General features: G+C 61.9%; 7 protein-coding genes. All 7 read left to right on the top strand.

Annotation, left to right across the window (positions count from 1 at the left end):
* The 7 genes from PD885_RS19240 to PD885_RS22290 are packed head-to-tail and all read left to right on the top strand — an operon-like array spanning position 1 to position 13,187.
* Complete coding sequence (locus PD885_RS19240) at positions 1 to 2,022, top strand: type VI secretion system Vgr family protein (protein WP_088057076.1); 2,022 nt, start codon at positions 1 to 3, stop codon at positions 2,020 to 2,022.
* Between the two features lie 5 nt (positions 2,023 to 2,027).
* The gene (locus PD885_RS19245; protein ID WP_088057077.1) at positions 2,028 to 2,879 is read left to right on the top strand and encodes a DUF4123 domain-containing protein; all 852 of its coding nucleotides are present in this window, start codon (positions 2,028 to 2,030) and stop codon (positions 2,877 to 2,879) included.
* Positions 2,869 to 5,583, top strand: a complete 2,715-nt coding sequence (locus PD885_RS19250; RefSeq protein ID WP_159087765.1) for a T6SS effector BTH_I2691 family protein — start codon at positions 2,869 to 2,871, stop codon at positions 5,581 to 5,583. Before PD885_RS19245 ends, PD885_RS19250 begins: the two co-directional genes overlap by 11 nt.
* A 42-nt stretch (positions 5,584 to 5,625) precedes the next feature.
* Positions 5,626 to 6,570 carry a DUF6708 domain-containing protein gene (locus tag PD885_RS21150; protein ID WP_145954032.1) on the top strand — a complete coding sequence of 315 codons (945 nt, stop codon included), beginning with the start codon at positions 5,626 to 5,628 and terminating at the stop codon, positions 6,568 to 6,570.
* A 4-nt stretch (positions 6,571 to 6,574) separates the two neighbouring features.
* Positions 6,575 to 8,941 (top strand): type VI secretion system Vgr family protein, encoded by a 2,367-nt coding sequence (locus PD885_RS19255; RefSeq protein WP_231895759.1) that lies wholly within the window; start codon positions 6,575 to 6,577, stop codon positions 8,939 to 8,941.
* 12 nt (positions 8,942 to 8,953) lie between these two features.
* Complete coding sequence (locus tag PD885_RS19260; RefSeq protein ID WP_088057078.1) at positions 8,954 to 9,895, top strand: DUF4123 domain-containing protein; 942 nt, start codon at positions 8,954 to 8,956, stop codon at positions 9,893 to 9,895.
* Positions 9,888 to 13,187, top strand: a complete 3,300-nt coding sequence (locus PD885_RS22290; RefSeq protein WP_231895760.1) for a T6SS effector BTH_I2691 family protein — start codon at positions 9,888 to 9,890, stop codon at positions 13,185 to 13,187. Before PD885_RS19260 ends, PD885_RS22290 begins: the two co-directional genes overlap by 8 nt.
* Positions 13,188 to 13,192: the final 5 nt, after the last annotated feature.

Raw genomic sequence — 13,192 nt, forward strand, 5'->3', positions numbered from 1 at the left:
GTGGAGCCACTATATTGCAGCGCCGCCAGCGCACGCAGCCTGAGCCTGCGCCCGGCCGGCGCCGAGGGCACGCCGCTGGGCGACATCGGCGCCGAGGACGTGGACACCGCCGGCCCGTACGGTTGGCAAGACAGCATGCGCGGGCAGCGCCGCGCGCAGCAGCAGCTGGATGCGCAGCGGGTGACGGCGCACATCATCGAGGGCCAGGGTTGCTGGCGCCAGCTGGCCCCGGGCACGCGCTTTGGCCTGCGCCAGCATGCGAGCGTGGCGGCCGATGCGCGGTTCCTGTGCCTGCAGGTGCGGCACCAGGCGCGCAACACCCTGGGCGCGGAGGTGTTCGATGCGCTGGAGCAGTCGCTGGGCGATGTGGCGGTGGCCGGGGCGCCGCTGCCGCCGGCGCTGGCCGGCCTGAGCAGGGGGTATGCGGTGCCGCAGGACGAGGCGGCGGTGGCGTTCTACCGCAACCAGTTCACCGCGATACCGGCCACCGCGACGTACCGGCCGCAGACCGAGGACGGCCATGGCGTGCGCCTGCATCCCAAGCCGACGGTGGCCGGCACGCTGAGCGCGATCGTGGTCAGCGACGGGGACCCGGTGCAGTCCGACCGCGACCACCGGATCAAGGTGCAGTTCCCGTTCCAGCGCGGTGCCGACGCCAGCAGCGCGCTGGCGCATCCGGGGGGCGAGGACAACGCGCCGGGCAGCGCGTCGGCGTGGACCTGGGTGCGGGTGATGACGCCGTGGGCCGGGGACAACTGGGGCGGCGTGGTGCTGCCGCGCAAGGGCCAGGAAGTGCTGGTGGGGTTCCTGGAAGGGGACATCGACCGGCCGGTGGTGATCGGCAGCGTCTACAACGGGCGCGGCCAGGCCGATGCGGCGCACAACCAGGTCGGCGGCGGCGGGGCCGGGGCCACCGGCAATGCGCCGGCGTGGTTCCAGGGCAACGCGCACGGCGCGGTGTTCACCGGGTTCAAGAGCCAGGCGCTGGCGCAAAGCCAGGACGGCACCGGCGGTTACCAGCAGCTGCGTCTGGACGACACCCCCGGCCAGGGCCGCGCGCAGCTGTCGACCACCCAGCACGCCAGCACCTTGACCCTGGGCCACCTGAAGGGCGGCAGCGACAACCTGCGCGAAGGCGAGCGCGGCTACGGGGTGGAACTGTCCACCCAGGCCTACGGCGCGGTGCGCGCCGGCCAGGGCCTGCTGCTGAGCAGCGAGCCGGGCCAGCAGCAGCTGGCGGCCAGCCAGGCGCTGGCGCAGCTGGCACAGGGCGAGCAGCTGCTGCAGGGGCTGGCCAACGCGGCCCGGCAGCAGCAGGCGCAGCTGCCCAATGACCCGGACCGCCTCCCCGCCCAGGAAGGACTCAAGACCCTGCAGGCCAGCCTGCAGGCGACCCAGAGCGGCAGCGCGGCCGGCCAGCTCCAGGGTGGCGACGGCCAGGCGCCGGGCTGGAGCCACCCGGCGCTGCTGGGCAGCGGCAGCGCGGGCGTGATGAGCCTGACCCCGGCCGACCAGGTGTGGGTGTCGGGCACGCAGACCACACTGCTGGCCGGCACCGCACTGAACTGGGCCAGCCAGGCGCAGCTGGTGCTGGCGGTGGCCGGCGGGCTGGTGCTGTACACCCAGGGCAGCGCCCCGGTCGCGGGCAGTCCCAACCAGGAGCGCGGCATCGCCCTGCACGCCGCGCAAGGCACGCTCAGCGCCCGCGCGCACAAGAACCTGGCCAAGCTCGCCGCCAAGACCCAGGTCCGCATCGTCAGCACCACCGCCGACGTCCAGATCGCCGCCCCGACCAAGCACCTGCTGGCCACGGCGGCCGGCGCCTACATCAAGCTGGACGGCGACGACATCGAACTGGGCGCGCCGGGGGCGATCGAGTTCAAGGGCGGGCAGCAGGTGTGGACGGGGCCGCAGGGGGTAAGTGCGGGGGCAAGCGCTCCCTCAAGTGCGCTCAAATTGTGCGATTTCAAAACGCGGACCGCGGATGCTGGCGGGGATGCGATCGTCCTAATTCAGGGCTGAATACCATGCATCATCGATTTTACACGAATCATCGCTACGGAATAATCAATCCGTTGCAAATTGAAGTTGATGCTTGGATCAACTGGCCTTCTGTGTCGATAGCTCCCAAAGAGCTTCGCGGGCAATCCGATATATTGCCGAGGCTAATAAATTTCAGCACATTGAGCCATTCCCACCAAATTGAGTTGCTGGACCATATGCAGGAGTGGGAAAAGTCTAACCCTAGGATGACGTATTTCAGTGCGCTTCTAACAAGCGACGCTGACGAGAGAAAAGTGGTTAATCATTTGGCTAGGCAGATGTTGCAAAAAACCTCAGATAGGGAGTGCATGCTCCTGCGCTTCTATGACCCTCGCGTGTTTGGTCATCTGCAGTGGATTCTGGATGAGCGCCAGATCAACTATCTCTTAGGGCCGATAGAGAAATGGTCATGGCGCCTGCTAGATGGTTCATGGGCTTATCAACCACGCTCAGCGGACACCGGCGGACTTGGACTGAAATTGACCGAATCCCAATGGGGGGTACTAAGCCGAATTGGGGTTCTGAATCGTACAAGCGTTCATCTTACAAGCGCGGGAATCCCAGTTGGCGACATTCGCTTTGTAGCGAGTGTGATAGAACAGGCCTATGAACGCTGGGGCATGGAAGATGAATCTGACATCTTTTTGTTTGTTGAACAAGTGCTGCTCACGCATCTTGGCATCCATGACCATCCTGAGCTCTCACGACGATTGGAACAAGTTCAGATGGGTCAAGTTAGCTATGTAGGCGCATGCCTTGATCTGGACATTACGAAACTGAGTAAGGACGTAATTGGCGCTGCAAGTAACAAGACATGGAGTGTATATGGCCTGTGATCCGTCCAAGAAGTGCCCAATCTGCGATCAAAAGGGATTGCCTATCCTGCCGGTGCGTTACGAGGTGTCGCGAGTGCAGTCTGTCAAGCGGCTGCCCATGGAATTGAGCGCTCCTTTTTCTGCGTCCCAAATTAAGCTGCCGCCCGACTACGCGCGATATACATTGCGGTTATTGCGAGCAGGCTATCTGTATGTTTTTAACGAAAGGCGTCAGCAATGGAGTGGCTATGTAGTCAGCGACGATGCGCATCTGGTTGAATATGATCTGCGAGCCCCTGCGCCCAAGTTGGGTGATGCTCAGCCGTGTTCGCGAATGGCGGCTAGCCAGACCGGGCGCTATTTGGTGATACCAGATGCGAATCACCCTGAACTGTTAGGTAAAATTTGGCTGTCGTTTTCGTCAGCGGCCTGGACAGATGAAATATTGAAGCAACATCAATCGGCGGACTATCGCCGTCGTCATATGCGAAGTATCGACGTCGCCGCCTGGGCAAAAGGTGGTGGTGCGCAGCCGCATATGGACACGATATATGCTGCGAAAGACAAAGTGGCAGAGTTTCATTTAGCATCTGATTATTCAATTGCGAACAAGAGTGGCCTTTTGGGGCCACAGACGTTACCTGCGATCACTGTTTCTGCATCAGGCCCAGCATTTTCTCATAGCCTCACGGATATGTTGAGTTTTGACAAGGACAGAGTGGACGCGCTTGTCGCCACCATGCGGCAAGTAGCAGGCCAGCTTTCTCCTGATAGCAAAGGCGTCGACCCCGCCGTCGTGGCGATAGACGACCCAGTTGGCCTAATGGCTGATCTGAATCAGCTTATCTTGGAAGAAGCGATTGTATGGGCCGAGCAGCCAGAAAGAAAAGAAAAGCGTGAGTCGGCGCTCGCAATTACGGCCCTGCGTGAGGCAATTAAGAATGGCGCTGTAGAAAGCGAGGAAACTGCTCGAAAAGATCGCGCGATGATCGGACAGTCCGTGATGCAGACGCTATTTGGCCGTGCACATACCAGTCAATTTACTCGCCCCGTTCAAGAATGGGATGATGATTGGTTTAAGGTCGAAGATGAAGATGAGATATTGCGCTTGGGCGCCGAATCATGGGAGAAGTATCAAAAGCACCTAAAGGGCGGCAACGCTTACGAGGATTATCTTAAAAATACATATACCAACGAGCTGAAACAGCTTGGCGAGCAATTAATCACTCCGTTAGACGAGGCATATGTGGCTTGGCTGGAATGTGATACTTTCAAGCAGCACATGATCTGCAGTTTCGACGCGGCTAACACTCGCAGTGGAATGCAATATCAAGAATCGGTTGTGGCGATCATCAGTGACGCGCTAGGCCGCAGGAAGGTATTCGACTATGCCACAAGCGCCTTGCAACAAGACCCTGCAAAGCAGGAGTCGATTCTTTCACGTGCCATGGTTTGGAATTTGGACGGCGCGATAAAACAATGGAAGGCTATCGCTTCGAAGCAGGCCGATTCACCAGATTGGCTAGGTTTCTCGGGTGCGCTTTATAGTGGCCTGAAGGAGGCACTTGAAAAAGGCGCGAACAACGAATTGGAAGGCGCGTTTAGTGGGTTGGCCAAATATATCTATCAACTGTCAGGCCCATTAGCGCGCATGGTGGGCGGCGCTATGGATCTGATGGCGCAAGGCAGCGCCCTGCTGCTGCCTCACAAGATGCAGCTGGGCCTGATGTCAGCGGTGGCGCGGGCGGGCTCTCCAAATATGCAGCTGATTGATCTGAGCATGTATACCACGCCTAAGCAAGCCACACGCGCGCTAGCTAATCAGTTGGCTTACAAAGCCGGCTTATCCTCGGGCCAGGGAATGCGCTCGCCAGCCCGCAGCGCCATGACACCTGGAATCGAGGTGGACAGGACGACGGGAGGCAAGCAGTTTAAGTTCAATATGGTGATGCTGGTTGATACCAATCGCGTAGCTCAATGGCAGAGTTTCGACATTGGAGCTAGAAGCATGCGCAATGCCCGAGCTGGTGAGGTGGCCGCAGCAGTAAGCTCACAGGAGTTCGATTCCTTACTGAGACAGAGCATAGGAAGGCTCAATAGCCTTGAGTTCAAAACGGGGGTGGTGGCTACAATTTTTGCTGGCGCAAGCCTTGGTAAGCTCTATGAAGATTATAAAAAATCCACTGTTAATGATAGTGCAATTAAAGGATCGAATTTTGCCGCAGGTGTCGCAGCCCTTGCTGGCAATGCCATAGAACTTAGTGGCACAGCTGCTAAAAGTATTCCATGGGGTTCACAAAAGCTAGCGCAGCCACTAGGACGTTTGATGCTCAATGCGGCTTCGCGAGCAGAAGTGGTTATTGCTGGAGGAAAATGGCTTGGTGCTATCGGTGGGTTTGTGAGTGGGGTTTTAATGGTCAGTGACGGCTTGGAAGATGGCGCGTTAAACAAAAAGTATGGGATTGCCATGGCTGGCCTAGGCCTGACATCCATATTACTTTCCGGACTTATAATTTTTGGCGTCGCAATTCCATTTGCTATTCTGATGCTTATTTTGGTTGCTATTGTAAGCGTTGTCGTTGGGTTCTTTAAGCCAGATGAGATGGAGAAATGGTTAGACAAATCGGTGCACTGGGGCCAAAATAAAAGCGGCGAATTTTCTAGCTTAGATGAGCAGTCTAATGCGCTTAAGGCAATGGCTACAACAGCAAAAGGGGGCGCATAAATGCTTACTGGCTGGACTCCTCCGTTTAAGCTTGACAGGGGCTTGGATTCCCAGGAGAAAAGGGACGAGCTTTTAAAGGGGCGATCCGAAGCCGTGTTGGCGGATGATGGGGTGTCGCTTATCTCTTTTAACTCGACCTACATAGAGTTCGTCAATCGCTCTTTTAAGATTAAAGGCATGGCGCCAACCCTAGTTTCTTCAAGCATTTGCGTGTTTGTTACTGCTATAGCCGCGTGGGTGTTGTCTAGTTCAATTGCCCGCGACGCAACCGCGAGTGATGTCGCTTTTGGGGTGATTGTACTTGGCTCAATTGTAATTGCTGGATGGATAACATACTGGAAAATTTTCCTCCGACATGATCTTTTTACTTATTCTTACAGTCCCGTTCGATTCAATAGAAAAAGAAGAATGGTGTACTTCTTTAAAGAGAAGTCTGGAAAGGTGGTGAAGGCATCTTGGGATGATAGTTCCTTATATTTTCATATTGGACGAGGCAGTCAAAACAATAATCTGCGCGACATCCGCTGTCACCTGTTAGATAGCAATGGATATGTCACTGACACTTTCACCGTTGGACATAGTACTGACGATGAATTGAGGGTTCGCGAGCAATGGGAGTTTATTTGCCGATACATGGAGTCGGGTCCAGAACATGTGGTCGATCATCCGCTTGATGGTGTAATCACACTTTCCGTCAAACCCAGCTGGAAGAACTGTTACATGTGGGTCTGCTTTGTAATGGGGACAACTTTATTCCCGTTCAGACACCTCCTATTTCCTATTTATGGTCTGTTGACCCTCAGTCGTTGGTTGACATTCAAGACCTGCAAAGAACCCGTGTGGCCAAATAAAGTTCAGGCCGAATGTGCTATTCAACCAAACGACCCCCATCGTTGGCCTGAGCCGGAGTACATCGGGCAGTTCGCAAATCGTGAGGACGTCTACGATCGTGCGGTGGAGCGTAGTCGCTTACGAAAGCGCAGATAGAAGTTTGGGCCAGCCAGTGTTGCTCGGGCTGCCCAATGTCGATTTCAATCGCCGCGCTGCGTTTTACGCCGAGCAAGGCGCGCTGGCGCCGGCGTGGCGCTGGGAGCTGTCCGACCGCCGCGTGTACGCCAGGCGCAGCCTGACCACGCAGTATGAAGAGACCGACCTGGCCTTCGTGCAGCGGCTGCTGGCCGAAGAAGGGATCTATGTCTGGTTCGCGCATGCCGGCGATGCCGGCAGCGAGCGCCTGGGCAGCCACACCCTGGTGCTGTCGGACCACAACCACGCCTTCGCCGCGCTGGGCACGGTGCGCTATCACCGCACCGACGTCACCGAGCAGCAGGACAGCGTGCAGCAGTGGGTGCGGTCGTGTCGCTGGCGCCCGACCACGCTGTCGCGGGCCAGCTGGGACTACCGCAGCCTGAGCCTGCGCCCGGCCGGCGCCGAGGGCACGCCGCTGGGGGACATCGGCGCCGAGGACGTGGACACCGCCGGCCCCTATGGCTGGCAAGACAGCACGCGCGGCCAGCGCCGCGCGCAGCAGCAGCTCGATGCGCAGCAGGTGGCGGCGCAGACCATCCAGGGCCAGGGCAGCTGGCGCCAACTGGCGCCGGGCACGCGTTTCGGGCTGCGCCAGCATGCGAGCGTGGCTGCCGATGCGCGGTTCCTGTGCCTGCAGGTGCGGCACCAGGCGCGCAACAACCTGGGCGCGGACGTATTCGATGCGCTGGAGCAGTCGCTGGGCGCGGTGGCGGTGGCCGGCGCGCCGCTGCCGCCGGCGTTGGCGGGCCTGGGCGGCGGGTATGCGCCGGCGCAGGACGCCGCTGAGGTGGCGTTCTATCGCAACCAGTTCACCGCGTTGCCGGCGACGGCGACGTACCGGCCGCAGACCGAGGACGGCCATGGCGTGCGCCTGCATCCCAAGCCGACGGTGGCCGGCACGCTGAGCGCGATCGTGGTCAGCGACGGCGACCCGGTGCAGTCCGACCGCGACCACCGGATCAAGGTGCAGTTCCCGTTCCAGCGCGGTGCCGATGCCAGCAGCGCGCTGGCGCACCCGGCCGGGGAGGACAACGCGCCGGGCAGCGCGTCGGCGTGGACCTGGGTGCGGGTGATGACGCCATGGGCCGGCGACAACTGGGGCGGCGTGGTGCTGCCGCGCAAGGGCCAGGAAGTGCTGGTGGGGTTCCTGGAAGGGGACATCGACCGGCCGGTGGTGATCGGCAGCGTGTACAACGGGCGCGGCCAGGACGAGGCGGCGCACAACCAGGTCGGCGGCGGCGGGGCCGGGGCCACCGGCAATGCGCCGGCGTGGTTCCAGGGCAACGCGCACGGCGCGGTGTTCACCGGGTTCAAGAGCCAGGCGCTGGCGCAAAGCCAGGACGGCACCGGCGGTTACCAGCAGCTGCGTCTGGACGACACCCCCGGCCAGGGCCGCGCGCAGCTGTCGACCACCCAGCACGCCAGCACCTTGACCCTGGGCCACCTGAAGGGCGGCAGCGACAACCTGCGCGAAGGCGAGCGCGGCTACGGGGTGGAACTGTCCACCCAGGCCTACGGCGCGGTGCGCGCCGGCCAGGGCCTGCTGCTGAGCAGCGAGCCGGGCCAGCAGCAGCTGGCGGCCAGCCAGGCGCTGTCGCAGCTGGAACAGGGCGAGCAGCTGCTGCAGGCGCTGGCCGACGCGGCCCGGCAGCAGCAGGCGCAGCTGCCCAATGACCCGGACCGCCTCCCCGCCCAGGACGGGCTCAAGACCCTGCAGGCCAGCCTGAAGGCGACGCAGGGTGGAAGCGCCGACGGCCAGGCGCCGGGCTGGAGCCGCCCGGCGCTGCTGGGCAGCGGCAGCGCGGGCGTGATGAGCCTGACCCCGGCCGACCAGGTGTGGGTGTCGGGCACGCAGACCACGCTGCTGGCCGGCACCGCCTTGAACTGGGCCAGCCAGGCGCAGCTGGTGCTGGCGGTGGCCGGCGGGCTGGTGCTATACACTCAGGGCAGCGCCCCGGTCGCCGGCAGCCCCAACCAGGAGCGCGGCATCGCCCTGCACGCCGCGCAAGGCACGCTCAGCGCCCGCGCGCACAAGAACCTGGCCAAGCTCGCCGCCAAGACCCAGGTCCGCATCGTCAGCACCACCGCCGACCTCCAGATCGCCGCCCCGACCAAGCACCTGCTGGCCACGGCGGCCGGCGCCTACATCAAGCTGGAAGGCGACGACATCGAACTGGGCGCGCCGGGGACGATCGAGTTCAAGGGCGGGCAGCAGGTGTGGACGGGGCCGCAAGGGGCGACCAGCAATGCTGTCGTGCCCAACGCTACGTTGAAGCCTTGCCCGCAGGACACCACGACGAAGGCCGCTGGCGGCGCTGCGTACATCTAGGGGCAAGAACACATGTTGGACGCCATCGCTAGACAGTTAGGCGAGCATCTGCAACGCGATGACGCGGATGCGTGCTTTCTTCTCATCGACCCCTTGCTGAGAGAGCCTTTTCCGGAAGAGTGGCCACCAGTCGCGGCCGCGAACGTTTGGGAAGTACCAATCAAGCATCCCAGCGTCTCCGGCACACAACGGCCGCGGCTGATCAGGCTGGACGCGCGCAACGTCGCTTTGCTCGAGGCCAGTGTCGCCGGTGCAGTGGAAGAGCAGCGAATGCCGACCGTCGAGGCAGCACGTGGCTTCAGCATCGGGGGCTGGCTCTGGCTTGGGTCGCCGGCCGACCCCTCACAACTGGCGCGTCACCTGGCCCGTTGCATGCAGTTGCGCGCCGGGCCGGGCGGAACGAGCAGGTTGATCCGCTGGCACGATCGGCGGGTGCTGGAATGGATGTGGTCGGCATTGTCCGATGAGCAACGCAGCAGATTGCTGGGGCCGATCTGCGCGTGGACCGTCCTGGATCGACGCAATCGCCTGGTCACCTATCGGACCAATTCGGAACGCCAGCCTGGCGCGCTGAGCTTGACCGCCACGCAATGGGTCCATGGGGCATTGAACGAGACGGTGCAGGATCTACTGCGGGGCTGGATATCCTTTGCCAGTGACCTCCCCGCCGACTATCTTGCGCAGGCGCACAGCGCAGCCATCGCGGTCGACGCCGCTGGCGTGACGCAACGGCAGGACCGCACCTTGATGGCGGCCTATCTCTTCCAGGTTCACCTGCGCCTGCTCCACCACCCGTGGGTTCAGTCCGTGGTGGCGAAGGCCATCGCCGGCGAAACCACGCTGAAGCAAGCGCTGGAAGACATTCCGGACCCCGAGGGCTGGACCCGGATTCGCGACGAACTCAATCGCAGCGACCGGCGGGCCGACACCGATAGGGACATGCGACATGGCTGATGGTCAACAACCCACCTACTCCTCCAACGCCCAGAAAGCGGCAGCGACGACGCCAGCCGGGCAGGCGTCAGGATGCACCGCTTGCGTGAAGGCCGGGTTGCCCTTTCTGGTGCTCAGGCCAGGGCTGGCGGACGCCGCCTACGCCGAGCCGAAGCAGCAGGCGTGCGCGGCGTTGCTGGACAAGGATGTGGCAGGGCCGACACTGCGCTTCGGCCGCTACGTGATGCGCACCTTGCGTGCCGGCTATCTGATGGTCTATTACGCGTCGCCGCACACGGCGGCATTGGAGGCGAACAAGGGCTGGCAGGCCTTCCAGGTGTCCGACGGCGGCTATCTTGCGCCCTATCCGCTGGACATGATCGAGCACTCCGGCGCCAAAGCCGACAGCGCCTTCACCTGCCAGCGCACCGCCGCTTACGCCAGCGCGATGCTGCTGGTGATCCCCGAACCCAGGCACGCCGGCAAGGTCTGGGTGGGCTACAGCGATCATCCGTGGTCCAGGCCGGTGCGGGAATTTTATGCATCCGATTCCGGCAAGCGCGACGCACGCATGACCATGATCGACGTTCCCAGCGTCACCTGCGCGCGCTCCATGCCCCTGACCGCAGCGACGGTGGCAACGATCGTGGCCGACTACGACCCGTCTCCTCCCAAGAATCACTTGCTGGATACGCCATACCCTCCGTTATCTCAGGGAAGGGAGGCCGCTGGAACGGCCGGCGTACGGCCCGAGACCGTCGCCCACTTGATGCAAGAGGCCGAGACGCTGGTCAAGGCGACCAAAGGGCAGTACACGCTGGATCAGCTGAAGATCGTCAGCGTGCCGGATGCCGTGGGCATGACGGCAGAAACCGCCACCGCCCGCCTGACCCAGTGCAACAGCGCAAAGCGCTGGCTCTACGACAAGGACAAGCAAAGCGAACAGCGCCCTTGGCGCTTGCAGACAGCGCTCAGCATCGAAGGGCTGTTGAAGGAAATTGATGAGCGCAACGCTGCCGCCAAGCAGAACCTGCAGGAACTCAAGCAGCGCGGCATGGGCGGCAAGAAGGTCACGCGCGCCGAGTTCGACCGCATGGTCGAGAACAAGGAGTTGCCGCCAGGAACGTTTTTCCAAGAAAGCGGAAGGATCGCCGCAGACGGCGACTACCTTCCGGATTTCAGCAAGGGCACGATCGTCTTGCAGACCGAGCGAGGTCCGGACCAGAAAGCGGCCAAGCTCAAGCAGCAAGTGCTCGACAAGCTCAAGAGCAAGGATGGCGCGTATCCCTTCCGCGAATTTTTGCAGCGCTACACCACAATGGTGGAGGCCGACCTCAAGAAGCTCGCCCAGGTGGAGCTGGACCACCAGGTCTGGATCCAGTCGGCGGCACGCACGTTGGTGACCGACAACGACTGCTCGCAGCAGGTCCGCATGGATGGCCTGCACTTCGCCAGCCTGGTGGCCGACATCACCAATGGTGGCGCGATGACCGACAAGGGCCTGGAATGGTACGGCGATTTCCTCACCGACGATCCGGAACAGAAGGAAGCCTTGTTGACGCGGGCGCTGCTTGGCAACCAGGACGCGTTCCACAAGGCGTTCAAGGCGACCAAGCTGCACAAGGAGGCCAAGAACCTGTTCAAGCTGTTCGAGGACAGCAGCAAGGCGGCCGACGGCCAGCTAAAAGCCGATCAGCGGCTGCTGAAGGCGTTCCCGTTCTACGACAAGACCGTCGCTTCGCTGCCCACCTTGAAGACGCTGGCCGCCGCCGCCGGGCATCCGCTGATTGCCGTTGCCGGCGGCGTGGCGCTGGGCATGGAGAAGAAAAAAGCCTGGTCAGCTGCGGCGGGCGCCACGTTCGAGCGCTTGATGGCGGGGCTGCTGGAGGCGGCTGGCCCGGGGAAGGAGGCCATCCAAATGGAGCTTCGCTTCGGCCAGGCCGTGCAGTTCTGGCAGATGGCCGGAGAGCGCCTACGCCAGTCCAGCGCCGAAGCCGCCAGCCAGGCGATCGGAAGCCTGCCGCGTCAGGCCGGCAAGGTGAAGAGCCTGGTCTTGGCCGGGTCGCTGGCAATGGCGATCAAGACGCCAGATGCCCTGGCCGAGCAAGTGGTCAAGGTGTGGCGATTCGGCGAAGACGTGGGCCAGCAGACCGGCAAGGTCGCGACACCGGCAGGCAATGAACTCAAGCTCTGGGGCGATGCCACCGCCAAGGCCTTGCGTGAAGGCTCTGCGGCCTTTACTGCCGCTGGCGGCGTCTTGCAGGCGTATGCGATCGCCAAGGCATTTCATACCTTGACATTCGGTAGCGAGAAAGAACGTCAGGTCGCCTCTGTGGGCCTGTTGGGCGCGGGCATGGGGCTGGTGGCTGCCAGTCTGGAAGTGAGCGAAGCGCTCTACAAACACCTGGACAAGGCCAAAGGCATTGATGCGGCCGTGGGCCGGGCGCGGATGTTGAAGTGGACGGCGGGGCGGATTTCTGCGGTTGGGTTGATATTAGATGTTGGATTGTCAGTTGCTAATGTTGTAAATCGATTCAAAACTGACGATAAAGATGCTGCGTTCTTCTACGGTGCTCAAGGAACTTTTTTCCTAGGTGCTGCGTATGCATCATGGAGGGGAGTGCAAGCGACATTTGCTGCTTCTGGTGTTACCGGAGCCGGGGCAGCATCCGAGTCCGCGTCCGCGGCATCCGCTGGAATGCTGGGCTTGTCCTGGACAGGGTGGGGCCTGGTGTTGATCGGCCTGGGCCTGATGACCGGCTATGTCGCAATGCGCCTGCAGGACACGCCGACCGAGGAGTGGGCGGCCAAGAGCATCTGGGGCGTGGCGGACGCCGACGTGAAGTGGGGTAGCCCTCAACGTGAACAGGAAGAGCTCAACAAGATGTTGATGGGCATCCGTGTGGAGTTCGAGTACAGCACGGAGTGGATCAAGAGCCTGGCTGCATCCGGAGCCGCCGCAGACACGCCCGGTGTGGTTGGCGAGGATTCCCCGCGCATCTGGTCCAAGACCGTGACCACCAGGCTGTGGATGCCACAAGACCTGCGAGGGCATCTGAACTACATGCTGGCCGTAGTGCTGGCGGATTCGGCCGGGATTTCCACCACGGTGTACACCTACAGCAACGGGGCCGGCGTGATCCAGGCCATGCCTCCCGGCGTGGACGAGGCGCGGTTGCAATCCGAAGCCGACGTGGTGGTGATTGAGCTCGGTGTGGATGGCGCGCGCTACCGCAGCGCGCAGTTGGAAGTGACCATCGGCGAGTCATCCGGTGAACGGCAAGTATTGGTGCAGCAGCTGTTGAACGGATAAAACGC

This window comes from Xanthomonas fragariae, assembly GCF_900183975.1.
GTDB lineage: Bacteria > Pseudomonadota > Gammaproteobacteria > Xanthomonadales > Xanthomonadaceae > Xanthomonas > Xanthomonas fragariae.

Coding starts and splice junctions, on each gene's coding strand:
- PD885_RS19245 (WP_088057077.1), top strand. CDS start 2,028: ATGCATCATCGATTTTACACGAATCATCGCTACGGAATAATCAATCCG.
- PD885_RS19250 (WP_159087765.1), top strand. CDS start 2,869: ATGGCCTGTGATCCGTCCAAGAAGTGCCCAATCTGCGATCAAAAGGGA.
- PD885_RS19260 (WP_088057078.1), top strand. CDS start 8,954: ATGTTGGACGCCATCGCTAGACAGTTAGGCGAGCATCTGCAACGCGAT.
- PD885_RS22290 (WP_231895760.1), top strand. CDS start 9,888: ATGGCTGATGGTCAACAACCCACCTACTCCTCCAACGCCCAGAAAGCG.